This window comes from Pontibacter virosus, from assembly GCF_003096355.1.
GTDB lineage: Bacteria > Bacteroidota > Bacteroidia > Cytophagales > Hymenobacteraceae > Pontibacter > Pontibacter virosus.
In genome coordinates this window covers 1-26362 of record NZ_QEKI01000016.1, presented here as the reverse complement: position 1 = coordinate 26362, position 26362 = coordinate 1, and the positions used below count along the sequence as shown (strand labels likewise).

Below are 26362 nucleotides of genomic sequence, written 5' to 3'. Positions count from 1 at the left end.
ATCGATCGTTGTACCTGTGCGGCTATACCTTATTTGGCAGGCTCGTACTCCAGGCAGGCGATCTTCCCATCCATTGTGCTCACGACCACTCTGTTTTTGCCAAGTGGCATCACCGGGTTCATGAGACTGTTTGAACTCTTGTATTTCCAAAGCACTTCTCCATTCTGGCGGTCAAGCGCGCTGACCAGGCCGGAGTGCGAGGGCACCAGCACGACATTGTTGTGTTCGATAATAGCCGAAGGGGCCAGCTCGTAAGGCAGCTGCAACGCCGATTTCCAATCTACCTGTAGGGCATTGGCTGAAGTGGAAACGCCGTATACCTGTCCGTCCATCGTTTTCACATAGACCAGCTGCCCATCATCCGAAATACCCATTGACTCCCGCACGCGGCCTTCCTTCATCTGCTCCCGCCACACTACTTCACCTGTGTTCGCATTAAGTGAAGTCATAAAGCGGTCGGGGGCTACTATGAAAATACGGCCATTGGCGGCTACCGGGTAGCAGGCGGCCGGTGAGAACATGCGGTTGCTGGAGCCGTTGCTCCACTTCCAGGCCAGCTGACCAGTTTTCGCATCGAGCGCATAGAATTCGTTGCCCCAGCTGCCGAAGTATACCTTGCCCTGGTAAAGCAAGGGCTTTGTTACGACAAAATTGTTTACCTGATCGAAATCCCAACGCAATTTGCCTGTTTTCAGATCAAGCGCCCGGAAGTGGCCGTCAGAAGCCCCAATGTAGACCACTCCTTTCTCTATGAGGGGCGAGCCCAGTACCGGTCTGTTGGCAGTGAATTTCCAAACCAGCCTACCTGTGGCCGCAGAGAGGCAAAAGATGTTGTTATCAGAAGACCCCACTACTACATAGCCTTTGGCTACAGCCGGCGTGGAGTAGATTTTGCCGTTGGTACGGTAAGTCCACTTGCGCTTTCCGGTTTTGCTATCCAGGGCGTATACCTGACCTGTAGTGTTGGTCGCAATCACCAGGTTCTTATACACCGCTGTTCCAGCGCCCACGTCGCTATCGTCCTGGTACTCCCAAACCAGCTTTACGTCAGGGTATAGCCCGTTTACAGCGAAAGACGGTCGGTGGTGCCTGGTCGGGTCATTGGCGAAATCATGCTTCACCAGCGGCACTTCCAGCCATTGCGGCAATGTTTCTATACCAGGCTTGCGGGTCTCAAAACTGGCTTTCCCATCGGCAATAGTGACAATGTTGTAGCCGCCTACCGGATCTTTGGCGCGCAGGTTAGAGCGGCCCATCACGGCAGGTATACCATCGTAGCTAAACTTGCGGTTGCCATGGCCGTGGCCGTGCAGAATGAGTTGGGTGTTGCGGGCGCGCAGCCGGTCGGTAACGTCATACCAGTTGTTGAGTGATGAGTCCTGCGGGTAGTGGTTCAGGAAAACAATCGGCATCTCAGAATCCGGCATGTGGTTCAGCACAGAGTCAAGCCACACGATGTTCTCGCGCGGTATCTGCCCCGGCCCCATGCGCATGTTCGGCCCCGAGCCGGTACCGGCAAAGAGGTAGCCTTTGTGTGTAAAAGCGAACGTCTCCGCCCCGAAAACTACCCGAAAGCTGTTGCTGCCGCTCTCCGACCAGTTGGTGTCGTGGTTGCCGGGCACGATGTACCAGGGCTTCCTGATTGTATCGAAGATCTGCCTGGCCAGTTTGAGCTCTTCATCAGAACCAAACTCGGTAATGTCACCGGTAATGACCACAAATTCAAGGTTTGGATTGGCATTGATGTCGGCGATGGTGCGCTCGAGGTCTTCCTGTGCGGTGGGATTGCCGATGTGGGTATCGGATACAAAGGCGAACTGAAATGATTGTGCCTGGCAAAGGCTGGAAACCAGCAATAGAGCGATGAACGCTACATACCTTTGTATTGTCATTGATTCAAGGCATTGGTAAAACAAAAGGACCCGGTGAGGCTAAACTAAAAATGTATCCATCCTGCTCACGCGACTTTTGTTTGGAGAACTAGCGCAGAAAACCGCACAAAAGCGCATGAGCAAAACGAATACTGTCCCTTTATTTAAGTTAAAAATAGTGACCGTATTCGAGTAGTCCAAATTTTTAAGCATGTTTTTTTCATAAACCGGCAAGAACACGCAAAAACAAGGATTTTAAAATTTAATTGACAGCAGTTATACCTGCATAAACCCGCACAACGCGGCTGCACCTGGCAGTTAATTACCCTTAATCAGTTGCCTAAAGCGTGGCAGTTCGGAGTACAACCTGGAACCCGGACAGGTGGTTTGGGCAAAATCCTTGTGTGTTCCCAGGCTGTCAGCCGGTATACCAAAGCGCCTGGCCAGAGCAGGCACCAGTTTTTCTAGCGTCTTCATCTGCGCCTCGGTAATTGCCTCCTTTTCAAAGTTACCCTCTACCACCACCAGCAGATGACCCGCCGGATCGTAACTAGTGTTGGAGTCACCAGCGTAGTTTAGGTCCCGCGCCTCACCCACTGCTCCATTAACATCAACATACAGGTGATAAGGCACGTCGGCCCAAGCCGGTTTCATGCGGCCATCCGCCAGAGGGCTATCTTCCTGTGAGAACTTTTGCAGGTTGCGGAGCTTGTCAGTCAGGCTACGGTCAAACAGCTGCGGCACACCGGTATGGTGGATAGTCAGCCTCGTCAGTTTATGGGCCCGCATCGGCAGCACAGGGTCCTTAGCTCCCCACTCCTCCCGTGACAGAAACGTTATACCTTCCGGTATAAGCGATGTATCGGAAGTGGCCGCTGGTTTCTGGCAACTCATCAACCCGGCAAGGGCACACACCAATATCAGTATCTTTTTCATTCAGTCATTTCTTTAAAGTCGCAGGTATTGCGCAGCTCTATTGTTTTTGCTCCAAAAGATCATCCAGCCTCACAAACTGGTAGCCTTTCTGCTCCAGCAGGGTCATCATTTCATCCAGACGGTTGTAAAACTTGTCTTCCCGCCTGGGGTCCGTGCCGATGTGCAGAAACAGCATAAAACCATTCAACCCGTTTCTGTCCCTGGCCTCATACCCTATGATGGACTGCAGCACCGTTTCCGAACTCACATACCGGTTGCCCATTTCGGGGTAGGTATAGTCGGCGGCAGAGCGGGTGCCTGGCGTAAAGTTTACCAGCTGCAGCCCCTCCTCGGTTGTCCAATTGGCGATGCTGCGGTTGTACCATTCGTATGGCGGCAGAAAGTAAGGCGCGTCTGATTCCTTTATCCCAAAGGCTTCCATTTGCTGGTAATTCCGACGCAGGTCCTCCCTGAACTGCTCCTGCGTCACCAGCAGACTATCGCGTTTTGTCCAGTCACAGTACAGCAGGTGCTCGTCGGAGTGCGCTCCCAGGTAATGTCCGTCTTTTTTAAGCCCTCGGATCAAGCCCTTGAAAGCCGGATTCCGGTAAAAGCGGCCTGTGAGGAAGAAGGAGGCTTTGGCCTGGTGCTTCTTCAGCACTTTGCTGATGACCTCCCCTCCGTCTGCAAACTCATCGCCGGTAAAAATCAGTGCGATTTGCCGGGAAGTCGTATCGCCCCGGATGATCGCCCCATGGCGATCTATTGTTACTTTTTTACCGGCCTCCCCTCCTGTGAGCTATACTCTTTGGAGGCCAGCAGGTAGATCAGCGAAGCGGTACCGTCCATCGTCGGCTCATTGGTGCTGTAGTCTCCGAAGTCGTCGTGGTATACGGCCAGCTTAGACTGGAACTCGGCGTAGGCATCCTCGCTGTATAGCTTCAGATGCTGCAGGTTGTTGAAGATGCTGCCGTACACCGGCCCGTCCACCAACCCGCCGTCAATCGGGTACTTGTTCAGTCGGGTGAAAGCAGAGTGCGGATCAGTAGGCGTGTCGCCGTGGGCTGGCAGGCCGTATACCATGCTCGTTCCCCAAGGGTTTACGCCAAACAGCCAGTCGAAATTGGCCTGCTCCAGCTCTGCGTAAGTCTGGTCGCCGGATAGTTGGCGGTACAGAAAGCTCTGGATCGCAAATGAAGTGGTCAGGTTGTTGGAGCACCAGATGAATGGCACCCCCCGGTAAAAGGCGTTCTTTTTAGCTTTTGCATACACGCGCTCTATACCTTCTTTGTAAAAACCAACCAGCTCTTCCTTCGTCTTGTCATCAGACTTCTTGGCCAGCTCAAAGTGCCCAAAGTTGTGAAACGGGTACCACTGGTAGTGACGGGCCGTATCGGCACCCATCCATGGCGTCACCTTTTCCTGAAGACCGTAGTTGTAGGCTTGCTTAAAAAATTCCTGCTTGCCGGTCAGTTGGTAAAGCGCCGCCGCACCCAGTTGCATGTCGTCCACCCAGTTGTCTTCCTCATAAAAATAAGGAGCTCTGTTGGGGGCAGTCTGTGCAACGCCTGGCTTGGCAAGGCCCAGTTTGTAAGCCGAAAGTGCCTTGGTACTGAATAGGCTGGCCAGTTCTTTCTCCTGCCCGCTGTATACCTGTGCCGCCAGTCCGAAGGCACTGGTGAACTTACCGGCGATAGAAGCCACTCCGGTCGCTCTGTTCTGGTACTTACCAAGACCCTGCGGCTCCCCAGAGGCGAAGTACACGGGCCGTGGCCCGCCTTTGCCCATGCCATAGTCGACAGGGTCATTCGTTGGAAGGCGCATGCCCTGGTGGTCGCGGTCGTCAGCCAATTGGTTGAACAACCAATCTTCGCGTGGGTGCATTTTCAGGAGCCAGTCCAGCCCCCATTTCGCTTCGTCGAGTACGTCCGCCACGCCGTTGGTGCCTTCGAGTCCGTTGGCCTGGTGCTTGTCTGTGAAAACACCCGGGAAGTCGCGGTAGGCAGCCAGCAGGTGGTATGTGGCATTGGCCGAAGTAGTGGCATATTGCAGGTAATCGGAGGCATCGTGCCAGCCACCAGACACGTCGATGATGGTGCTGTCGGGCATCGGGCCGTACATGGTATAGCCGTCGTGCGTGTGGCAGGAGTCTTTCAGGTAGGGATTGAAGCCGCTGCGCTGCTGGCGCATGTAGCGCAATGCAAAGTCAGCGGTACCTTTGTACACGTCCGCATCGATTAGGAACTCCGGCGACTTTGCTTCTCCGGCCTGCAGGTAGTACCTACCCGGCTTGGTGAATTCCGTGAAGTTAAGGCGGAAAGATTCCTCGAAGGGACCGTAAGCGCCAAACGCCTCGCCAGCCTTGCCTTTGAAGACCACTTTGTTGGTGGTTGCGTCAACCAATTGGAAACGTTTCAGCTTCCCCTTCGACTTGCTCCCCCATACCGCTACCTTTATACCTGTCGGGGTATAGCCCAGTTGGTTGATGCGGATCCAGGCCGGACCATTGGCGGCTATACCTGACTCTTTCTCAAAATCAGGGATAGCCTTGTTGGAAAAAGCAATAGCATTGGCCGCGGCCACAAGGGCCGCTAGTACCAGTGCCACTACTGTCTTCTTTCTGTTCATGTCTTACAGTTTTTCCGGACGTTTCTGGTTATACAGTGCCTGCCTTTTTCTAACGCAGCTTCTTCAGGTATATATTAGAAGGAGCACTCTCATTCTTAAGCCGGTCGATGCTTGTTACCACATATTTGTAGGTCTTTCCGCGTTCGGCTGTCTCATCATAGAAGCCCAGCTCGTAATCGTTGAACTGAATATGGCGGATGTTGCGGGCGTGTTCCAGGTTAATCGGCTCGTTCTCGTCGAAGCGGTACACCACAAAACCATAAACATCCTCCTCCTGGTCCGGATAATCCCATCTGATAACGGCTTTGCGCAGGCGCGGGAAAACGAGCAGGAACTTGTCTTCGCGCAGCGCATCTGGCTGGGCAGGCTTGTCTATACCTAACCAGGGCATAACGGGTTGTAGGGCCGGGTAGCGGTACAGGTCGTGCTGCAGCGAGTCGCGGAAGCCAGCCAGGTTGTTGGTGAGCGATCGGGAACTGAAGTACACACTGCCCTGTACCCGCGGATTGTCGCGCAGGTAGCGTACCTGGTTTGGCAGCTGCTGTCTGTCGCGCCAGCCTTCGCGGTCTTCCATGGCACGGTAGGCGCCCTGGCCTACGTATACGTGCTTGCCATTGGCATTGGCCGCCCACCAGTCCAGCAGTTTCTCATAAGGAGCCGGGGTATAGCCGAAGGGAAAGTAAAGCTGCGGATTGATGTAGTCGATCCAGCCTTCCTGCACCCACTTGCGGGCATCGGCATACAGGGCGCTATACCCTGACAGGCCATTGCTCTCAGAGCCCATCGGGTCCTGGGCCTTGTTGCGCCAGATGCCGAAGGGGCTAATACCGAACTTTACGTGCTCCTTTTCTTTCTTTATTTCTACTGACAGGTCTTTGATCAGCTGATCCACGTTGTTGCGTCGCCAGTCTTCTACGTTCGCTATACCTTGCTTGTGCAGCATGTAGGTGATCGAGTCGGGCAAGGCGGCTTTGCCTGGGTATGGGTAGAAGTAGTCGTCGAAGTGAATGCCGTCGATGTCGTAGTTGCGCACCACGTCCATGATCACGTCCACGAGGTAGTGGCGCACTTCGGGCAGACCGGGGTTAAAATATTTCTTATCGCCGTAGGTAAAGAACCAGTCCGGCTGAATGCGGGAGATGTGCTCGGTGCTCACCAGAGAGTCCACCAAACTGGTCGAGGCACGATAAGGGTTGATCCAGGCGTGCAGCTCCATCCCGCGCTTGTGAGCCTCTTCAATGGCAAACTCCAGCGGATCGTAAAATGGCTCGGGCAGCGTGCCCTGCTTGCCAGTCAGGAACATGCTCCACTGCTCACGGCCTTTGGCGTAAAATGCGTCGGCCGAGGGGCGCACCTGCAGCATGATGGCGTTTATACCTGTTTTCTGATGGGCGTCGAAGATGTCTATCAGCTCCTGCATCTGCTGCTGGGAGTCTACGCCCTGCTTGGGCTTGGAGGGCCAGTCAATGTTCTGTACTGTCGCGATCCAGACACCTCTGAACTCCCGTTTGGGGGGTTGCTTTGATACCTGGGCAAAAAGGCTGATCGAGCTGAGCAGCAGGGTGGCTAAAAGTGTAAAGTTTCTAATCATTGTTCCGGTTGGGTAAGAGGTGGCTAAAAAAAAGCCCTCCGATAGGTTTAGTAAAGGAGGGGCTCTTTCATGGTATAAAACTATTCGTAAGCTAATCTATCACTATTTATGCTGCTATGCAAGACGGCCTTGTGCCAACCTGCATTTAATTAAAAGCAAGGCGGAAAATAACCCGAGGCCAGCGCAGCCCCGGGTTTACCACCTTATCTCTCTCTCCAGTAATCTATCTGGGCCGCTTTTGGCTTTTCAGCGTAAGTGCCACGAATCTGCGTAGTGTAAACACGTCCTAAAGACGCTACGGCAAATGACTGCTGAATATAAGAAGGTGAAGTAGCAGGATCGTACTCAGTACCAGAGGCAAACACCTTGTAGGTATAGGTTCCCGGCTTCAGCTCCACGTATGGGCCATGCTGTTTAAACTCAAGTCCTTTGCCTAACTCGTATACTTCAACTGGCTCAGCTGGCTTTGTCTCAGTTGCTGCCACGGCAGAACGCACTGCGTAAGCATCCACGGCAAATGGCATGTTGGCCATCGTGTTCATAAAGCGCCACCAGATTTTGGTGTAGTCGGCTGGCGGCAGGTTGTCCTCCACCATAAACACTTCATAACTTTCAGGAGTACCCGCCAGGTAAGCCGAGTAATGCTTGTTAGCAGCCATGCTCACAGAAGTGCTTGCCAGTACATCGGCCGTGCCGGCTCCTGCCACTGTATCGATCGCGCTCATGTTGAAGCTACCAGCAGGCACCAATGCGTAGGCGTTGCTTGGGTATACCGAGCCATAGAGGTTGCCCAGTACGATGTTACTTGTAGTAGGTGCTACACCTGTCACTTTCTTGCTGTCCAGGTAAAAGTTGGCGCGTGGGGCTCCTTCCACCTGGAAGAAGAACTTCACATACGCGCCACCGTCCTGCACGGGCTCTGTCACTTCAGGGATGGCGTTTTTTTCGCAGGCTCCCAATAGGATGCCTGCAGCCAAAAACAAGAATGCTCTTTTAAATATCTTCATCATCTCTTTTTCTGATTATTCGTGTTTGCTGAACCAAGTTTCATAAGTGTGGTAGTTCTCGTCGAAACCGCCGATAGAACGCAACGACTCCTGATTCCACATGTACTCTGAGTTGTATCTCGGACGTGCTCTGTAAGCAGGCACTCCCTGGTTAGTCACGTGCAGTAGCTCAGGTAGTACAAAGCCTGTGTATACTTCGCCATCCTGGTTGTAGTGGTACCTTCTCATGTCTGACCAGGTTTCCAGGAAGCCCCAGCCCCATGTCGCAATATATTTCTGCAGCATGATCTTAGAAAGCGTCAGGCCTTCGCTGGTTTTTGGCATCATTTCTTCGCTGGCGAGGTAAGCCGCCTTGCGCTGATCAAACATAGCCGGGTCCGGTGCATAGGCGCGTGAGAAGTCGATGTGTGCTGTAACACCTTTGGTGTAGGCATCCAGCGCTACGTCCTTCTTACCCGCGATCCAGGCAGCCTCTGCTTTAATAAACTGCAGCTGCGAGTAGGTCATGAGTGGGAAAGGAGCCGCGTTACCGAAAATGTAGATCTGACGGGTTTGAGCAGTAGACACACCCACAGCACCCCACAGGTTGTTCGGAATCTCTGCAGCAGGTATACCTGTGATGCCTTTTCCTGAACGAAGGCCTCTGTACTGGCCATCTGGCGAAGGCGCCAGCATAGCAGTCAGACGTGGGTCTTTAAGGTGCTGGCCTTCAAATACCGGATCAGTCGCCACCAGGTTCTCGTCACGCAGCGATGGGTTGGTACCATCCAGCAAGCCTACGATGTAGTCTGTCTGGCGGTTAGAAGCGATGTTGTTACGGATCGGTCCGAAGAAGTTTGTGTTAGCGCTCACTTCTCCCTGGAAGCGGATCATGGCGTTGTCAGCATTGCTGGCAAGCGACTGGTCCACATACGCGATCACTTTGTCCGGATCGTAAGAGCTCTTGTTAGTCAGGCGGTGTGCATTGATGGCCATTAGACCGTAGGCAAACTTCTTCCAGCGCTCACGGTTTCCTGCATAGATCAGGTCGCCTTTGCTCAAGCCAGAATTGGCGGCATCCAGCCCGTCTGTACGCTCCAGGCTTTTGATGCCTTCCTCCAGCAAACGTTGTACCTCTGGGTAAACAACCTGCTGCTCGTCGAAGTTGAAAACACGTCTGTCAGCATCAAAGGCCTCTGTCATGATCACCGGACCATGATAGTCGGTGAGGTTTTGCCAGCCGTAGGCACGCATGATGTGGCCTACGCCTACAAAATCGTACTTCTTGCTGCGCTCGCCACTCTCGATCATGTCCGAAAGGTTGTAGCCCATGCTCCAGTACACGGCTCTCCAGAGCTGTGCGTAGGAGTCAGACAGTGGGTTGGCGTGCAGGTCAATTGCATTGTCTGCTGCTGTAGAAGCCCAGTTCTGCACATACTGACCGGCAAAGCGGCCGTCCCACTGCACCGCTACCGCCATTTCAGACTGTATCTGCGGGAGGAACAGCTCCGGCTGCAACAAGGCATCCGGACCGTTCGGGTTTGTGTTTACGTCGAGGTAATCTTTACAACCAGACGCCGAAAACACGCTGGCCGCTATAAGAGAAGCAACTAATATCTTTCTCATTTTCATCTTAATTAAAATCCTGCTCTAATACCAAAGTTAATTCCTCTAGGCAACGGGAAGTTACCGTAATCGAGGCCGGAACCACCGGCACCACCTACTGCAGCAGAGTTACCGTTCGCAACCGGATCCAGACCAGAGTAGTTTGTGATCAGGAACAGGTCGGTACCTGTTACAAACACGTTCAGGTCTTCGATGAACTTAACACGCTCCATGATGCTGGATGGCATGCGGTAGTTCAGTGTCACGTCACGCATACGTACCCAGTTCACGTCCTTCTCGATGAAGCTCTGGTGTGGGTAGATAGACGACCAGTAAGTAGAGTTTCTGTACAGGTCGATCGGAATGTTGTTCTGCGTTGGAGTGGCAGTGTTTTCCAGACCGTCTTTCAACACACCTGTCACGATGCGCGGCTCTTCTCTGTTGAGCGTGCGCTTGCTCAAACCAGTTACTGTCAGGTAGTGCTCTGTGGCGTTGTACACGTCACCGCCTTTGCGGATGTCGAGCAGGAAGTTCAGTGACAGGTTTTTGTAAGTGAAGGTATTTGTCAGACCGATGTTGAAGTCCGGGTTACGGTCACCAACTATGGCCCACTCGCTCGTGTTCAGGATAGGCAGACCAGTTGATGGGTTGATCAGCACGTCACCGTTGTCGTTGCGCTGGTAGTCGTAGCCAGTGAAGGTAGTCAACGGACCATCCACACGTGAGCCTACACGCACGTTGCCATACAACCAGGTGTCAGAGTTGTAGAACTCCTGCACGTCGCCAGGAAGTTTCGTCAGCTTGCTGTTGTTCTTCGTGTAGTTCAACAACACATCCCATCTGAAATTGCTGTTCTCCACAGGCGTGCCGTTCAGTTGAAGCTCTATACCTGAGTTCTCCATCTCACCGGCGTTAAAGGTCATCAGTACGAAACCAGTGGCATAGCTCAGACGCAGGTTCTGCACGATCTGATCAACAGACTTCTTCTTGAAGTAAGTCGCATCGATGCCGAAACGGTCGTTGAAGAACTTCAACTCTGTACCGAACTCGTAAGAGGTTGTCATTTCCGGACGCAGGTTCAGGCTTGGGCCAGTGAAACCGTAACGGAAACCACCACCCGTTGTCATAGCCGTTTCGTAGAACGGACGGATGCTGTACGGACGGGCGTCTTTACCTACCTGGGCAATAGAGCCTCTCAACTTACCATAAGACAGCACGTTCTTGAAACCCTGGAATGGCTCCAGCTCGGTAAACACAAAGCTCAGACCGGCAGACGGATAGAAGAATGAGTTGTTCTGCACTGGCAGCGTAGAGCTCCAGTCGTTACGGCCTGTCAAAGTCAGGAAGAGGATGTCGTTGTAGCTGGCGTTGAAGCTACCCCAGGCACCTACCAGACGGCGCTGCGTCAGGTTGTTGTAAGCACGCTGTGTTGTAAGAGCCGTGTTGTTGATCGAGTACAGGTTCGGTGCCATGAATTGCTCACCGGTAGCGGCTGCACTGAACGTGTTCCAATCGTATACCGTGCTACCCAGTTTCAGGTCGGTACGCAGTTTGTCGTTGAACAGCGTTGGCGCTGTGAACTGGGCATAGTACTGGAACGTCAGGTTACGGTTTGTGATCACGGCCTGGTCGAAGATACCGCCGAAAGAGCGGCCTGCGTTAGATTCTGGGTGACGTACGATCGTGTTTTTCTCCGTGTAATAGTCTACACCTGCCTGACCTACGAGTTTCATCCAGTCTGTCACATCAGCTGTCAGGCTGGCATTCAGTCTATAACGGTCCGTCAGGGAGTTGAAGATGTTCTTGTTCACGTTGAAGAACGGGTTCTCAATAGCAGTTGAGTAAGAACCGAAATCTCTTCTGTTACCAGTTGGCGTCAGGTAATTACTGGCGTCGTCAGTAGATGGCCAGCGCAGCAGCTGCAGCAAAGGACCACCGGCCCCTCTGAAAGCCTGGTCATTGTCAGAACGGGTATAGTCGAACGTTACGTCTGTAGAAAGACGGTTGCTCAACTTCGCCGTGATAGCTGAAGAAAGCGTGATGCGCTCCAGACCTGTGTTCGGGATGAAACCCTGCGCATCAGTGAAAGAACCGGAGATGCGGTACTGTGCAGCTTCGTTACCGCCTGTGAAGGCCAGGTTGTGCTTCTGCGTGAAGGCGTCATCAAAGAAGTTCTTCACGTTGTCATAAAACTGTACTTCGGAAGAGTAAGGGGCACCAAAATAGGATAGGCTTTCGTCGCCTTCTGTGGTATAACCGTTGGCACCTCTGTCATACTTTTGCTGGATTTCAGGGTAGCGCACAATGCGGTCGATACGGAAGCTGTTGCTGTAGTTAATACGTGGCTTTCCTGCCTGACCACGCTTGGTGGTGATTACGATAGCACCAGAGGCAGCCTCTATACCATAAAGAGCGGCCGCTTCAGGACCTTTCAGTACAGTGATGGACTCAATATCCTCCGGGTTGATGTCGGCGGCACGGTTGGTAAAGTCCACGCCCCTGTTTTCGAATGAACGGGAGCCGGCACCGATAGAAGAAGCAAACACACCTGTAGATGTGGTATTGTTGCTGATTGGCAAACCGTCTACTACGAACAATGGCTGGTTGCTTCCGCTCAGGGAGCTGATACCACGGATCACGATAGAAGAAGAAGAACCTGGCAGACCGGAAGAAGCGTTCACTTCCACACCTGCCACACGTCCGGCCAGGCCGTTCACGAAGTTCTCGCGTTGTGTCTGGGCGATGGTGGAACCTTTAACTTCTGTTACGGCATAACCTAGGGCTTTCTTTTCCTGCTTTATACCGAGGGCGGTTACCACTACTTCGCTCAGGCTTTGCTCATTCGCCTGCAAGGCCACGTTGATTACTGTGTTTGTTCCAACCGGCTTCTCAACGGACTTCATGCCAATAAAACTGAACACCAACACATCGGAAGGTGCTACCGAAATAGAAAACTTGCCATCCGTGTCGGTATTCGTACCACGCGGCTGGCCTTTAACGGCTACCGTAACACCAGGTAGCGGGGTATTGTCGGAGGCGGCAGTTACCGTGCCGGTTACAGTCGTGCTCTGTGCATTGGCTGTAAAGTGAAACAGAAGGAAACATATCCCCCATAGGTAACATTGTAATTTTTTCATCATAACTGCGTGGCTATTGGTTAAGATTATTGTGGGTAGATTGATTATAGGTTATTAGGTAAAACATAGAATTGATTCTCTTTCAGGCGCTGGCTTTGCATCACAGTAAAGCAACTTCATATAATACAATCAAGCTAGCAACATTCACACCTCTCTATTTAGGTATATATTAAATTCACATTAAAACTAGTAAAAAAGGATTATAGCGCACAGGTTATTGCAATCATTTTAGCTAAAAAAGAAAAAAGCAGCAACAATAACTTATACGCAAAACCGCATAATCATGCATATAAAATTAAACTTATTTTATATAATTTTAAATAATTATTTTAATTAATTGCTTTATCCGACTCAAAACCGCTTCTATTACTTTTAAAGCAGCACTTACGTTAAGCTCCACTGTTATGCCATTAACCCAAACCCGCATAATTCAGCAAAATCAATTTTGGCAAATAAGCAGACACCGGAAGGTATACATAGTGTTACTGAGGCACTTTCCGGTATCAAGTTATGCCATAACATATTCTGCATGTTTCGGTTCGGCTGCCTGATCTCCAGCAGCACGTCCCAAAATTCTACAATCCGGCTCCCGTTTGCATCAAGGGTACAGCAGGTAATTCTGACGCATTTGCTTGTACTGGCTCAGCCCGGGCTCCCAGCTCTGGCGAATCTCTTCTTCCGAAACGCCGGTAATGATCTGCTCCCTAAACTTTTTGGTACCGGCCAGTCTGTCGATGTTTCCGATCTGGTTGCTTTGCGATTGATCAAAGAAACGCGCCTTGTCCGGGTAAGCCTGATATAGCTCGATCATCCAACCCAGGTTGATTCTGCCGGTCTCCCGAAAGGTGTTGGTGTCGTAATTGCGCAGGTCCAGCCCGTAGCATACCTGGTCCTGGTGCAATGGCGTTTCGGCCATGCCCTTGATGCCGACAGGGGTATAGCTAAAGTCGTACTTATCTTTCATAGCAGGATGCCCGAGTACCGTGAAAGGAAATAGCGTACCACGGCCGTGGTTAAAGATCGTGCCCTCAAAAAGGCAGGTGGACGGGTATAGCAAAATAGACTGCTGCGTGTTCAGGTTAGGGGAAGGCGCCACAGGCAAGGTATAAGGCATGTCGTGGTCGTAGTTTTTCACCTTCACGATGTTGAGTTTGCATTGCACGCCATTTGCCAGCCACTTTTCGCCGTTTATCATCTGGGCAAACTCGCCCACCGTCAGGCCGTGCGCGATAGGTATAGGATGGATGCCGATCCCTGATTTATTTTCAGGCTCCAGGATTGGACCGTCGACCAAAAAGCCATTCGGATTAGGCCTGTCCAGCACCATTAGTTCCACCCCGTTTTCGGCGCACGCCTCCATCACACGATGCAGCGTAATGGTATAGGTATAGAAGCGGGTGCCCACGTCCTGTATATCAAAAATCATCAGGTCTACATCGGCCAGGTCTTCTTTGGTTGGTTTGTTGCGCTTGCCATACAGCGACACCACCGGTATACCTGTCTTAGGGTCCACGCTGTCTTCTACCTTTATACCGGCGCTGGCATCGCCCCTGAAGCCGTGCTCCGGCCCAAACACTTTCACAATATTTACCCCGAGGGCATGCAAACTGTCCACACTCAGCTTATCACCAATAATGGAGGTTGGATTCACCACCATCCCGACACGTTTGCCTTTCAGGTAAGGGAGGTAGGCTTCGGTTTGGTCAGCACCCGTTATGATGGAAGCCTGTGCGGTTTCAGGCTTTGATGCGGTGCTCTGTGCAGCCGGCGCGGTCTCTTGCTGCTGCGGTGCTTTGCAGGATGCCGCTGTGAGCAACAGCGCTAGCGCACTGTTCACCAGCACTTTCACTTTGAAGGGAGTATACATAGTAGCTTGATTACGCTGGCAGCCTTGCCTGTTTTAAGGCCTGGCTAGGAAAGTGGCAAGCGGCTTTATGCAAACTCTACTGCCATTCCTGCTTTTTCCTTCACTAATTAACTCATTTTTATTTCAATTTGCCAAATTTTATGCTGATTATTTTATTAAATCCGCAAAAACATGCACTAAATCCGATTCTTCATTAGTAATTTGATAATCCACAAAATGAAAGGGCAGGTATAGCCTCCGCCATACCTGCCCCTTATAAAGCGCCTGGTGCGTGATAATTTACCAGAAGATGATGTAGATGGCAGCCAGCGTCAGAACAATGGCGAAGGAGGCCACATTGAAGATCATATCTGTCCGGAACAACGACCTCTCATACTGAATTGGATTGGCTGGCATGATGCCACGTGACTTATTCTCATAAAGTGAGTACACAATCATAAGCGTAGACAGTAGCAGAAACACCAGTCCCATCTGGTCGAGGAACGGCATGGTCGGGAACACCTGGTCGATGATGATGCTGAATGGCACAGAAGCAATGGCTGTAGCCAGAGCGGCATTGGACGTAGCACGCTTCCAGAACAGTCCGAACACAAACAGCACCACTATACCTGGGCTCACGTAGCCGGTGTATTTCTGAATGAACTGGAAGATCTGCTCCTCCCCTCCCAGCAGCGGCTCTGCCACCAGCACTGCAATGATGATGGCCGTTAAGCTGACCAGTCGTCCCACTATTACCAGTTGCTTTTCGTTTGCCTCAGGCTTCAGGTGCGCCTTGTAAATGTCCATGGTAAAAATGGTGGCGGTGGAGTTCATCATCGAGCTAAGCGAAGACAGGGCCGCCGCCATAAGCGCAGCAAAGGCCAATCCCTTCAGGCCGGTCGGCACCAGGGTGTTCAGAAGCCAGGGGTAGGCTTCGTCGTAACGGCTGATTTCAGCGTTGAGCGCAAAGGCCGCTATACCGGGTATCACCACCACCAGCGGAATGAGCAGCTTCAGGAAGGCGGCAAACACCAGACCCCACTGCACCTCTTTCAGGCTTTTGGCCGCCAGGGCACGCTGCACAATGTACTGGTTAAAGCCCCAGTAGCTGATATTGGCAATCCACATACCACCAAAAAGCACGGTCATACCCGGAAGGTCTTTGTAGAAGGGATTTTCTTCTGAAAGAATCATGTCAAACTTCTCTGGCACCCCTTCCAGCAGCATGCCCATACCTTTAATTGGGCCTTGGCCACCGCTCACGGCATCGAGTGCCAGAAAAGTCGTTACCAAGCCACCCATTATCAGAAAGACAACCTGGATCACATCGGTCCAGGCAACTGCCTTGAGGCCTCCATAAATGGAGTATGACACTGCCACCACTGCCAATCCAACAATCGCCCACATCGTGCTCACATCAAACACCACGCTCAAGGCCAGCGCCGACAGGTATAACACAGTGGTCAGGTTCACGAATATGTAAAGCATGATCCAGAAGATAGCCAGACTGGTGCGGATACGGTCGTCGTAGCGCAGCTTCAGGAACTGCGGCATCGTGAAGATCCCCTCCTTAATATAGATCGGGAGAAAGAATTTGGCGACAATGATCAGCGTGGCCGCCGCCATGAACTCGTAGCTGGCTATACCTAAGCCAATGGCAAAGCCAGAGCCTGACATACCGATGAACTGCTCGGCTGAGATGTTCGAAGCGATAAGCGAAGCCCCGATCGCCCACCAGGGCAGGGACTTACTGGCCAGAAAGTAGTCGGTTGAGTTTTTGATATGGCCCTTCTTTTCGCGGGACACCCAAATGCCGACCGCTATAATGAGCACACAGTAGCCAATAAAAATGGCGAAATCCAGGGTGGAAAAATTCATTGCATGGTTGTTTAGAATAGCTAATATAGAATATTAGATTTAATAAATGATACGGGCAGAAGCAGTTATTTTCGCCCGGCTCCCGCTATTGGGCTTTCATGAGGTCGTCACAAGATCCCGTAGCAGCCTGGCAGCGGCTTCAGGCGTGATGTCGCGCTGCGGATTTCCCATCATCTCGTAGCCTACCATAAACTTTTTGACAGTGGCCGAGCGCAGCAACGGCGGATAGAAGTGCATGTGGAAATGCCAGCCTGGGTATGCCTGCCCATCAGTGGGACTTTGGTGAATGCCCGAGGAGTAAGGGAATGACACGCCAAACACCCGATCGTAGGTAGCTGTGAGTGATTGGATGATCTGACTGAAGCCATCTTTTTCCTCCTCGCTCATTTGCCCGATGTGCTGAAAATGGCGCTTGCTGATGATGATGGTTTCGAAAGGCCAAACCGCCCAAAAAGGCACCAGCGCCACAAAGTGCTCGTTCTCCACTACCACCCGCTCACGGCGTTCAAGCTCCAGTTGCAGATAATCGGCCAACAGACTGCGGCCGTGCTGCTCGAAGTACTGCTCTTGCTGGGTGGTTTCTTTGGCAGGCTCTACCGGCACGGTGCTCTGGGCCCAGATCTGCCCGTGCGGGTGCGGATTGCTGCAACCCATGATGCTACCCTTGTTTTCGAAAATCTGCACATAGTTGATAAAGTCCAGGCTCCCCAGCTCAGCATACTCCTTTTGCCAGAGATCCACCACTTTGCGGATTTCGGCTGCTTCCATCTCGGCCAACGTGAGGTCGTGGCGCGGCGAGAAACAGATAACCCGGCAGATGCCGCGTTCGCTCTCCGCCCGGATCAGGCCGCCCACTACATAAGCCCCTTCAGGCACACCGTCCTGCAAGGCACCAAAATCGTTGTCGAACACATAAGTAGAGGTATAGGCAGGATTCTGCTCGCCGTTGGCGCGGGTATTGGTGGGGCACAGGTAGCAGGTCGGGTCGTATTCGGGGCGGGTATCGCAAGCCTGTTCTTCCTGCTGCCCCTGCCACGGGCGCTTGGAACGGTGCGGCGACACCAGCACCCACTCACCAGTTAGCGGATTATACCTGCGATGCGGGTGTTCTGCCAGATCAAAAGTAGCCATGGTGTTTTGGTTTAATGTTAAAGTAGAGGCCGTAAATTATAGGTCACCTGTTTCTGCCAGACTGCTGCCGTCCACCAGCTCGGCTATGTAAGTTTTGAGCTGAATGCCGAACTGCAATTTGTAGGCCTCTTCCATCTTTTCGGTAAAGGCATCCAGTGCTTCCAGTTTTACCAGGTTAATGGTGCAGCCGCCAAAGCCCCCTCCCATCATGCGGGCACCCAGCACTTCTTCGAGGTCATGAGTTTGATCTACCAGAAAGTCCAGCTCAGGACAGCTCACTTCGTAGTCATGCTGCAGACCGCGGTGCGAGGCATACATTTTCTCGCCAAAGCTATGCAAGTCGCCCTGCTCCAGTGCCAGGCAGGCTTCTTCCACCCGCTTGTTTTCGTGCACTACATAGGTGCAGCGGCGATATACCACCGGGTTAAACTCTTCCTGGTGTTGCTCCAGCATGGCCACGGTTACGTCGCGCAGACTATTCACCTGTGGGTAGTGTCGTTGCAGCAAAGCCACGCCTGCTTCACACTCCTGCCGTCGGGTGTTGTACTCAGAAGAGGCCAGGCTGTGCTTCACCTGCGTGTCGCAGAGCACGATGCGGTAATCGGCCATGTCGAGCGGGTAATAGTCGAACTCCAGGGAGCGGCAGTCGAGCTTTACGGCGTGCTGCTGACGGCCGTACATGCTGGCGAATTGGTCCATGATGCCGCAACGAACACCTGCATAGGTATGCTCGGCCATTTGGGCCATCTTCACCAGGTCAAACTTAGGGATGCCGTAGTCGAAGATGTGATTCAGGGCAAACGCCAGCCCGCACTCTACTGCTGCCGAAGACGAAAGTCCCGCCCCAATCGGGATATTACCTCCATACACGAGATCAAAGCCTTTTACTTCGTAGCCCGCCTGCTGCAATTGGGCAATCACGCCGAGCAGGTAATTGGCCCAACTCAGCTCAGTCCGCTGCACTTGGCGCAGGTCAAACTCGGCCTCCTGCTGCAGGTCGTAGGCATATACCCGGAAGGTATGGCCCTGATTAGGCGCCACAGCAAAGTATATTTCCTTGTTAATGGCAGCCGGCAGCACAAAGCCCTCGTTGTAGTCGGTGTGCTCGCCGATCAGGTTTACCCGACCAGGGGAGCGGACAATGATTGGATCTTGTTGAAAGCGTTCTTTAAATTGTGCGATGATGTCTTGTACCATGTTTAACTGTGGTTAAGTTCCGGTGACCGTAGTAGGCTTTAGCTTGGTGAAGCTATGGTCATGAACTGCAATGTTCTTTTAGTCTTTGAATCTCCAAAATCGGTCAGTGCCAAACTCGCTGGTAATAACCAAAGAGTCTTTGTCAGCTTTGATTACTATACCTGACCAGTATGGGCCCTCTGCATCAAAATATATAATCGTGTCATTCTTAAAAGTATATCTCACATACTCAAAGGAATCAACATACAATACAGAGTCCTCTTCAATACTCAAGGTCGCGTTCTCAGTCTCTCCCGAGGTCCATATACCCATAATATCCTGCTTGGTAAATGAGAATCGTACATGGGCCTGCTGCGACTCTATTGATGCGACAGACTGGTTTTGCTGTTCTTGCCTCGCAGATTCCATCGTCTTTTCTTTCGCATTGCAGCCTATTAGAAACAACACGAAAAGAATGAGATATATTTTATCCATGTACTCGTTCTTAGCTATCCATTACTACCTTCCCAATTCAACTTCCAAGGTATAGCTTCCCGCTTCCAATCCCTGGCTCTGCGCCTGCACTTTTATACTGCCTGCTTGCTTGCCAGCTTTCACTAAGATAGCCGCTATACCTGCTTCGGCTGATACGGTGGAGTCTCCTACTATTTGGGCATCTCCTTCCAGGGTAAAACTCACCTGGTTCGTCGCGTCAGGGACCACCGCACCTTTGGCATCGGTGATGCTGGCGTAGACGAACACCACATCATTGACGCCTGCCTGCAAGGGCTTGCCGCTGTAATCGGCGTGGAGTTGCAGTTTAGCGGCCTTGCCGGCTGTTTGCTGGGTGTGCTCCGCTGCTTTTTTGCCTCCAATGTAGCCAATTGCAGTGAGTTTTCCAGCTTCGTACTTCGGCACATTAAATGTAAACGACGGATGTGGCAGGTGTGTGGAGTTCGCATTCTGGTCAGGTTGCTGACGGGCGATGGTTTTGCCGTTTAGTTGCAACTCCACTTCGTCGCAGTTGCTGAATACGCGCACGGTTTTCAGAGAGGGATCGTTCCAGTAATTGGCAATGAAGACCATGGGCTTATGGAAGACAGCATCCTTAGTCAGGTCAGGGCCGGCTTGGCTCTGGTAGAAATAATAGGCAAACTTAGGCAATCGCACTATGTCCATGATGCCGGAGGATTCGATGTCGTCGGCATAGCCGCGCTTGTAGTCGAACATCAGCCAGTTGGCATCGCCTGCGGCCGGCCCCTGCAGGTTGCTGTTGTGGGCTTCCTGGTAGTTGAGCGCCTGTTGCAACAGTCGTTTCTGGCCCATACCCCGCAGCTGCCGCGAGGTGCGCTCTTCTTCTTTCAGGTTTTTAAACTCTTTCTGGTTGAAACCGGCGTTCTGGGCATAATACTCCCAGTCGCCATACTCGGCAATGAAAATCGGTTTGTCTTTGGCATATTTATTCCAGTAGTCGGGGGCTTTGCCGTGCTGGCGAGCTGGTATAAACACATCGTATACCTCGTCGAGCCAGCCACAGGTATAGACCTCTCCAACAGGCAGCTCTTCGTGCACCGCATCGTGCGCCCGTTGCATAAACTCCCGCGTCATTTCCGACTCGTTGAGCGAAGCTTCCCAGAGTACGACCGAGGGGTGGTTGCGGTCGCGGCGCACCATGTCGCGTACATCCTGAATGGCGTTGTCTTGGAACTCCTTATCCCCGAAAAACTGCCAGCCAGGTATAGCATCCATCACCAGCAGCCCCAACTCGTCGCAAGCCCGCATAAAACTCGGCGAGTGCGGGTAGTGCGACAAGCGCACGAAGTTGAAACCGGCTTCTTTTATCTTATAGGCATCACGATAGTTGGCGTTGTCAGACAGGGCATAACCTAAATAGGGGTATTCCTGGTGACGGTTGGTGCCCCGCAGGTATAGCTTTTCTCCGTTGAGGTAAAAGCCATCTTTGGCGAAGCGGAAAGTACGGGCGCCAGTTTTTAGCTGCGTTTGTTCCAGTACTTTTCCATCCTGCAGTAGCTCCACAGTTAAGGTATAGAGGTAGGGATTGTCCGGCGACCAGAGCTGTGGATTTTTGATGCTGATCTGCTGCCGAAAGGTGCCGAACCCTCCCGCCGTTACCGCTGCGGCGTCAGCCATCGCTTCGCCGACCATATTACCATCTATATCGGAAAGCAGCAGCCTAACCTGCACACTTCGATTATCCTCGTGGTCATTTTTCACTTCGGTCTGCACATGCAGGGTAGCCTGGCTGGCACTCACGTTTTCGTAATGCAGCAGCACACCGCCGCCCGCCACCCGGTTAGCCGCCACGGCATCAGATATGTGCAGTTTGTCTTTCGTGACCAGGTATACATTGCGGTAGAGGCCGCTGTAGTAATTAAAATCGAGGTCGGCCAGTGGCTTGCCCGGCGGAAATTTCGCATTGTCTTCGTTGTTGACACGCACCAGCAGGATGTTCTCTTCCCCAAACCGCACATGCGAGCTTATATCAACATAAAAAGGCAGGTAACCACCCAGGTGACGCTGCAAATGCTTGCCATTCAGGTATATATCGGCTACCTGCATGGCCCCCTCAAAATGCAGCGCAATATGCCGGCCTTTGTCGCTGTCGGGCAGGCGGAAGATCTTGCGGTAAAGTGCCGTGCCCTGCCATTGCTGCTCCGTTTTGTGGATGGGCTCGATGCGGGCAGTATGCGGTAGTGACACATCCTCCCAGCTAGTCTCCCCTGAGGCAAACTCCGGAAGCCGTGCCATAAAATTGCTGGTATCCAGATCCCGCACAAACTTCCAGTCGTCATTAAACAATTGGCTGCTTTTTATTTCAGAAGCTGCCGCGCCCGTTGCAGGCTTACTTGATTGAGTGGCACATCCTGCTGCCAGCCAGGCGAAGACCAGCGGCAGAAGGTATGGCAATATTTTGAACTTGAGCATAGGAGAGTTTATTTGTCGCCAAATTCGCCAATGTGGAGCCCCACATCAGTTTTACCGGCCTGACTACAAACGAAAAAAAGCATCCTGCGTTCGGTACAACCGAAAGGTAAGCGCTCCCAAAGATATAAACTTTATGAAATACTGCTGCTTTATTACTCAGTAAGCACCTTGCACCTAAACACCAGATATAATGCAATTTTGCATCGCATTTATCCTCACTTTTTCCTACCAAAAGGCTACTTGAAATTTTAGACGAAGGCCAGCTTTGATAAAAGCAGAAGACTTTGCTAACTTAGAGGCTTCTATAAAGAGCATGTTCGAACTTAGTCTTTCATTTAGCACTCACTTTGCTGCGGATGCCACCATTCGCTACCTCAGGACGCACCGTGCTGCGTGGCAGTTTTAGTACTATTCTCAAGCTCCGCTCCTGGCCTACGCTAAGACAATTAAAAGCTCAAGCATTCTCTACGATCCCATTGCACAATTCACCTTATATGAAAAAGAGTCTACTTCTTTTTTCTTTTCTGCTGCTCCTTATTAGCCAGGCTATTGCCCAGGACGTACCTCCTGTCAAGACTTCTAAGTCTTCTGCCATCAAGCTGCAGTTCCCGACCGAGCCCGGCTGGAACGTGCTCAAAGAGGGGCAACAGCTCGAGTTCGAGGTGCAAGCCAGTGGCGGCACCGGTACAGCTTTCAGGTATAGCATCAAGCAAGGCAAAGTCGATGGCATGGTCTTCGATTCGCTTGGTTATTTCTCCTGGACGCCCAGCTACGACTTTGTGGACCGCCTGAGCGGCGGACGCGTGTTGCAGGTGATCTTTGAGGCCCGAAACGAGAAAGACGAGAGCGCCAGCCAGGTGGTGGACTTTAAGGTGGAGCACGTGAACCGTCCGCCAGTGGTAGGCGAGTTGAAACCCCTTTATGTGCGCTACAATACCCAAAATACCTATACTATTGAGTCGGCGGCCGTGCAGGACGAAGATGAGGACCCGATCGTGTTTGTGGCCATTGCCGACGGCATGCCCGAGGGAGCCAAACTGTCGGCGCAGGGAGAGTTTACCTGGAAGCCATCGCTCACGCAGTTTAACCGCCTGCGCAACAAGCCCATTCTGGTGGAGTTTTACGTGGAGGACCAGCCTGCCAAGGCACGCACGAAGGGCGCTTTTAAGGTGGAGGTAACACAGCAGGACCTGCCCCCTACCCTGCAGATGATCCCATCGCAGAAGCGCTTTGTTTACAAAGAGGACGCCACGCTGAACATCAAGTTCCAGATCTACGACCCGAATGGCGAAGCTGACATCGCCTCTTTCAGTTTTATCTCTACCAACACGACTGTGCCCGCTTCTGCCCTAGTCAAAAACACGCCGTCGCAGTACGAATTCATTTGGCGCCCAGGCTACGATTTTGTGCGCGACCCGCTCGATTCCGTGGCTTTTGAGATGACCTTTTTTGTGCTGGACAAATCCAACAAGCGAGACGAGCGCACCGTGTCGATCACCATACTCAACGCCATAAACGAGGGCGAAAAGGACCAGAAACTTTACAATGAATACCGCGCTTCGTTGGTACGGGCCTGGGACCTGATGGAGCAGCTCAAGGAAACGGAGAAAGATCTGAAAAAAAAATACAACCGCGCCCGCAAAGGTAAAAAAGGGCGCTCTCTGGCCAACGCCTCAATGGGTGCTGTGACGGGAATAGCCCCTGTTGTGATAGATGAGCCTGCCACCAGCAAAAAGATCACGACCATAGGTGGCACCACCGTCATGACCATCGGCACCCTGGAGGCAACCGAGGTCATCGGTCGTTCCACCAAAGATTTGGTAGAGCGACTGAATTACATCATTGAGAAACGAAACGAACTGCAAACCAAAGGCGATGTTTTCGCCCGTAAGTATGCCCTTAAGTCGTCGCGCCGTAAGCCGGAATTTCTGAAAGATGTGGATGATTTTGTAGCGGTGATGAACCTCAAAGGCCTGGTTGCGCTGGAGCTTGATGCCAGCTGGAAGAACAAGAGCAAAGCGAGTGACGAGAACATCTCCAAGACGTTTAAGGATTTCGGCTACGAAAGTCAGAATTAGTACACTTTATAAACGAGAGAGCCGGAAGCTGACACTTCCGGCTCTCTCGTTTTCAGCTAAACAATTAAACTATTCTTTAGACCCCAGAATCTTTTTGGCTAGCTCCAGTTCTTCGTCCATTATAGTGTGCGGGCGGCCTGGGTATACCTTGCGGGTTACTTTTGCGCCCATGCTTTCCAGCTGCTTCACGGTTTCGTCCACCCTGCTTACCGGCACATGCGGGTCCGGGTCGCCGGTCGTGATGAGCACTGGGGTACCTTCAAAGTCACCTTTGTAGTTGCCCGTGTTCAGTTCCTGCCCGATCAGGCCGCCTGTGAAGATCAGCAGCCCGCCAAAGCGTTGTGCGTGCCGGCTCGCGTACTCTGATGTGAGACAGGCTCCCTGCGAGAAGCCGAGCAAATAAATGTCTCTACTGGCTATACCTTGCGCTAGTATACCCTGCACGGTTTCGTGGATCAACTCCAGGGCTGAGTCCAAAGCGGGCTGGTTCTGGTCCGTTGGGGCCATGAAACTGTAAGGATACCAGGTATTGTTCGTGGCCTGCGGTGCGAACAGCGTGAAATCATCGGCTCCCAGTTCCTGTGCCAGTGGCAGTATGCTGGTTGCCGTGGCTCCTCTGCCATGGATCAGAACCAGTGCCTTTCCGGTTTCTGCCAGGGGTTTGCCCTGCGTACGGACTTGCTTTTCGTGTGTGTACATGCTATACCTTTCGTTCAGTTAATAATAATATTAGACCAGACTCGGCAGTACCGCCTCTATTTTAGCTCTGTGCGGCTCGTATTGTGGTGGCAGCAAGAGCTTTTTGCCCAACTCCTCCACTGACTCGTCTGTCGCAAAGCCCGGGTTGTCAGTTGCAATCTCAAACAGCACGCCGCCTGGTTCACGGAAGTAAAGCGAGTAGAAGTAATTGCGGTCTATCTTCTCTGTGATGTTGAATCCTTTGCTTGCTATTTTCTCACGGAAGCGCATCAGCACTTCCTCATCTTTTACCCGGAAGGCAATATGATGGTTGGTACCTGCACCGCCTTCACCGCGCCCGATGTTCGGGTTTTCCACAATGTCGATGATGTTGGCGCCTTCCACCGCATCGGTGCTATACCTGTAGCTGCTGCCTGTCTGGTCCTGCAAGGTATAGCCAAAGATGTCGGTCAGAATTGCTGCGGTCTTTTCAGCCTTTTGCAATGTCAGCGTTACATTATGAAAGCCTTTGGTTGCCACCTCTACCTTCACCTCGTCCGTTTCCCAGGGCCTGCGGTTGTCTGCATTCTTCGGAATTACCAGTTCCAGCAACAGTCCGTCCGGATCCTGGAAGGGCAGGTACTGCTCTCCGAATTTCTCAGCAGGGCGACCGTAGCTTACCCCGTGCTCTTCGAAGCGTTTCATCCAAAAATCGAAGCTGCCTTCGGGCACAGCGTAGCCGATGTGCGTAGCCATACCTGCACCGGCCTTGCCTCTGCGCGCACCCTGATAAGGGAAAAAGGTCAGGATGGTACCCGGACTGCCTGCTTCATCGCCATAATAGAGATGGTAGGTGCCGGGGTCATCAAAATTGACTGTTTTTTTGAGCAGACGCAACCCCAGCACTTTGGTATAAAAGTCCAGGTTGTTTTTTGCTGAATTGGCAATGGCTGTGATATGGTGGAGCCCTAAGATTCTGTCTTCCATGGTATTACAATTTAGCCGGTTATAAGGTGTACGTAAAACCGGAGGTATTTATGTTTTGGAGCACGCTAAAGCCTAGCATCAGTGAGTGCCTGCGAAGCTGTGAGAAAACTGGAAACTTGATTGCTAACCAGATTTCTCACCAGCATTCTCAAACAAGCCTTAGGCCTGCTTTACCAACTGCACTTCAGCCTGCAGCTTGATCTCGTCGCTCACAACCACGCTACCCGCTTCGGTTACTGCGTTCCAGGTCAGGCCGAATTCTTTACGACTGATCTTACCGGTTACTGTAAAGCCCGCTTTGTGCTGACCGTACGGGTCTACCACTGTGCCGCCAAACTCCACGTTCACTGTCACAGGCTTGGTTATGTTACGGATAGTCAGGTCGCCATGCAGTTTATAGTCATTGCCGCCCACGTTCTCGTAGCGTGTGCCTACAAAACGCACCTCGCTGTGGTTCTCCGCATCAAAAAAGTCGGCTGACTTCAGGTGTGTGTCGCGCTGCTCGTTGTTGGTGCTGATCGAGTTCACATCGGCTGTGAACACAATGTTGCTGGCCCCGTTGAAGTTCTCATCTTCGCTCTCCGCCTCTACCGTGAACTTCTGGAAATAACCTGTCACAGTCGTGATCATCAAGTGCTTTACTTTAAACTGTACTTCGCTGTGCATGGGGTCTACTGACCATCTTACGTTTGCCATAATCTTAATCTTATTGTTTTAGTTTAAATGATTCTCTGTTACAAATCTACGACAAATGTATAGACTTTAAATGTATATACATCAATTATTTCAAAAAGGTTTCTTTTTTGAAATTTTTAGAGGCTGTTTTGATTTTATTTAGTTAGTTTGTTAAGCATGATGTGAATCATGGCCACTTTTATCATTGTCTCAGACGATTTGGTGGAGTACTCA

General features: G+C 51.9%; 18 protein-coding genes. 1 reads left to right on the top strand and 17 read right to left on the bottom strand.

Annotated elements, in window-relative coordinates; all coding sequences use genetic code 11:
* Positions 1 to 29: 29 nt before the first annotated feature.
* The 14 genes from C8E01_RS17935 to C8E01_RS17870 form a co-directional block, all read right to left on the bottom strand.
* On the bottom strand, positions 30 to 1892 hold the full coding sequence (locus C8E01_RS17935; RefSeq protein WP_116544845.1) for an outer membrane protein assembly factor BamB family protein: 1863 nt from the start codon (positions 1890 to 1892) through the stop codon (positions 30 to 32).
* A 297-nt stretch (positions 1893 to 2189) separates the two neighbouring features.
* Complete coding sequence (locus C8E01_RS17930; protein ID WP_116544844.1) at positions 2190 to 2807, bottom strand: peptidoglycan recognition protein family protein; 618 nt, start codon at positions 2805 to 2807, stop codon at positions 2190 to 2192.
* Between the two features lie 37 nt (positions 2808 to 2844).
* Positions 2845 to 3552 carry a polysaccharide deacetylase family protein gene (locus tag C8E01_RS21980; protein ID WP_116544843.1) on the bottom strand — a complete coding sequence of 236 codons (708 nt, stop codon included), beginning with the start codon at positions 3550 to 3552 and terminating at the stop codon, positions 2845 to 2847.
* Positions 3553 to 3554: 2 nt separating this feature from the next.
* Positions 3555 to 5414, bottom strand: a complete 1860-nt coding sequence (locus C8E01_RS17920; protein WP_116544842.1) for a glycoside hydrolase family 9 protein — start codon at positions 5412 to 5414, stop codon at positions 3555 to 3557.
* Positions 5415 to 5463: 49 nt separating this feature from the next.
* The gene (locus C8E01_RS17915; RefSeq protein WP_116544841.1) at positions 5464 to 7005 is read right to left on the bottom strand and encodes a glycoside hydrolase family 10 protein; all 1542 of its coding nucleotides are present in this window, start codon (positions 7003 to 7005) and stop codon (positions 5464 to 5466) included.
* 203 nt (positions 7006 to 7208) lie between these two features.
* A complete protein-coding gene (locus tag C8E01_RS17910) occupies positions 7209 to 8015 on the bottom strand; it encodes a DUF4397 domain-containing protein (protein ID WP_116544840.1) in 807 nt (268 codons plus the stop codon).
* A gap of 12 nt (positions 8016 to 8027) precedes the next feature.
* The gene (locus tag C8E01_RS17905) at positions 8028 to 9617 is read right to left on the bottom strand and encodes a SusD/RagB family nutrient-binding outer membrane lipoprotein (RefSeq protein WP_116544911.1); all 1590 of its coding nucleotides are present in this window, start codon (positions 9615 to 9617) and stop codon (positions 8028 to 8030) included.
* 11 nt (positions 9618 to 9628) lie between these two features.
* On the bottom strand, positions 9629 to 12736 hold the full coding sequence (locus C8E01_RS17900) for a SusC/RagA family TonB-linked outer membrane protein (protein WP_116544839.1): 3108 nt from the start codon (positions 12734 to 12736) through the stop codon (positions 9629 to 9631).
* 595 nt (positions 12737 to 13331) lie between these two features.
* Complete coding sequence (locus C8E01_RS17895) at positions 13332 to 14600, bottom strand: exo-beta-N-acetylmuramidase NamZ family protein (protein ID WP_116544838.1); 1269 nt, start codon at positions 14598 to 14600, stop codon at positions 13332 to 13334.
* A gap of 279 nt (positions 14601 to 14879) precedes the next feature.
* Positions 14880 to 16457, bottom strand: a complete 1578-nt coding sequence (locus C8E01_RS17890) for a sodium/sugar symporter (protein ID WP_116544837.1) — start codon at positions 16455 to 16457, stop codon at positions 14880 to 14882.
* 96 nt (positions 16458 to 16553) lie between these two features.
* Positions 16554 to 17588, bottom strand: a complete 1035-nt coding sequence (locus C8E01_RS17885; protein WP_116544836.1) for a UDP-glucose--hexose-1-phosphate uridylyltransferase — start codon at positions 17586 to 17588, stop codon at positions 16554 to 16556.
* 36 nt (positions 17589 to 17624) lie between these two features.
* A complete protein-coding gene (locus C8E01_RS17880) occupies positions 17625 to 18785 on the bottom strand; it encodes a galactokinase (protein ID WP_116544835.1) in 1161 nt (386 codons plus the stop codon).
* A 78-nt stretch (positions 18786 to 18863) separates the two neighbouring features.
* Positions 18864 to 19259 (bottom strand): hypothetical protein, encoded by a 396-nt coding sequence (locus tag C8E01_RS17875; RefSeq protein ID WP_116544834.1) that lies wholly within the window; start codon positions 19257 to 19259, stop codon positions 18864 to 18866.
* 24 nt (positions 19260 to 19283) lie between these two features.
* Complete coding sequence (locus tag C8E01_RS17870) at positions 19284 to 21710, bottom strand: glycoside hydrolase family 2 protein (RefSeq protein WP_116544833.1); 2427 nt, start codon at positions 21708 to 21710, stop codon at positions 19284 to 19286.
* Positions 21711 to 22204: 494 nt separating this feature from the next.
* Between C8E01_RS17870 and C8E01_RS17865 the strand changes: the two genes are divergently transcribed.
* Positions 22205 to 23788 (top strand): hypothetical protein, encoded by a 1584-nt coding sequence (locus tag C8E01_RS17865; protein ID WP_116544832.1) that lies wholly within the window; start codon positions 22205 to 22207, stop codon positions 23786 to 23788.
* A 69-nt stretch (positions 23789 to 23857) separates the two neighbouring features.
* On the opposite strand, the gene C8E01_RS17860 is transcribed toward C8E01_RS17865, so the two are convergent.
* The 3 genes from C8E01_RS17860 to C8E01_RS17850 all read right to left on the bottom strand — a co-directional run bounded on the left by C8E01_RS17860 (position 23858) and on the right by C8E01_RS17850 (position 26149).
* Positions 23858 to 24487, bottom strand: a complete 630-nt coding sequence (locus C8E01_RS17860) for an alpha/beta hydrolase (RefSeq protein ID WP_116544831.1) — start codon at positions 24485 to 24487, stop codon at positions 23858 to 23860.
* A gap of 30 nt (positions 24488 to 24517) precedes the next feature.
* Positions 24518 to 25453 (bottom strand): ring-cleaving dioxygenase, encoded by a 936-nt coding sequence (locus tag C8E01_RS17855; protein ID WP_116544830.1) that lies wholly within the window; start codon positions 25451 to 25453, stop codon positions 24518 to 24520.
* Positions 25454 to 25612: 159 nt separating this feature from the next.
* Positions 25613 to 26149 carry a YceI family protein gene (locus tag C8E01_RS17850; protein ID WP_116544829.1) on the bottom strand — a complete coding sequence of 179 codons (537 nt, stop codon included), beginning with the start codon at positions 26147 to 26149 and terminating at the stop codon, positions 25613 to 25615.
* Positions 26150 to 26362: the final 213 nt, after the last annotated feature.

Coding starts and splice junctions, on each gene's coding strand:
- C8E01_RS17935 (WP_116544845.1), bottom strand. CDS start 1,892: ATGACAATACAAAGGTATGTAGCGTTCATCGCTCTATTGCTGGTTTCC.
- C8E01_RS17930 (WP_116544844.1), bottom strand. CDS start 2,807: ATGAAAAAGATACTGATATTGGTGTGTGCCCTTGCCGGGTTGATGAGT.
- C8E01_RS17920 (WP_116544842.1), bottom strand. CDS start 5,414: ATGAACAGAAAGAAGACAGTAGTGGCACTGGTACTAGCGGCCCTTGTG.
- C8E01_RS17915 (WP_116544841.1), bottom strand. CDS start 7,005: ATGATTAGAAACTTTACACTTTTAGCCACCCTGCTGCTCAGCTCGATC.
- C8E01_RS17910 (WP_116544840.1), bottom strand. CDS start 8,015: ATGATGAAGATATTTAAAAGAGCATTCTTGTTTTTGGCTGCAGGCATC.
- C8E01_RS17905 (WP_116544911.1), bottom strand. CDS start 9,617: ATGAGAAAGATATTAGTTGCTTCTCTTATAGCGGCCAGCGTGTTTTCG.
- C8E01_RS17900 (WP_116544839.1), bottom strand. CDS start 12,736: ATGATGAAAAAATTACAATGTTACCTATGGGGGATATGTTTCCTTCTG.
- C8E01_RS17895 (WP_116544838.1), bottom strand. CDS start 14,600: ATGTATACTCCCTTCAAAGTGAAAGTGCTGGTGAACAGTGCGCTAGCG.
- C8E01_RS17890 (WP_116544837.1), bottom strand. CDS start 16,457: ATGAATTTTTCCACCCTGGATTTCGCCATTTTTATTGGCTACTGTGTG.
- C8E01_RS17885 (WP_116544836.1), bottom strand. CDS start 17,588: ATGGCTACTTTTGATCTGGCAGAACACCCGCATCGCAGGTATAATCCG.
- C8E01_RS17880 (WP_116544835.1), bottom strand. CDS start 18,785: ATGGTACAAGACATCATCGCACAATTTAAAGAACGCTTTCAACAAGAT.
- C8E01_RS17875 (WP_116544834.1), bottom strand. CDS start 19,259: ATGGATAAAATATATCTCATTCTTTTCGTGTTGTTTCTAATAGGCTGC.
- C8E01_RS17870 (WP_116544833.1), bottom strand. CDS start 21,710: ATGCTCAAGTTCAAAATATTGCCATACCTTCTGCCGCTGGTCTTCGCC.
- C8E01_RS17865 (WP_116544832.1), top strand. CDS start 22,205: ATGAAAAAGAGTCTACTTCTTTTTTCTTTTCTGCTGCTCCTTATTAGC.
- C8E01_RS17860 (WP_116544831.1), bottom strand. CDS start 24,487: ATGTACACACACGAAAAGCAAGTCCGTACGCAGGGCAAACCCCTGGCA.
- C8E01_RS17855 (WP_116544830.1), bottom strand. CDS start 25,453: ATGGAAGACAGAATCTTAGGGCTCCACCATATCACAGCCATTGCCAAT.
- C8E01_RS17850 (WP_116544829.1), bottom strand. CDS start 26,149: ATGGCAAACGTAAGATGGTCAGTAGACCCCATGCACAGCGAAGTACAG.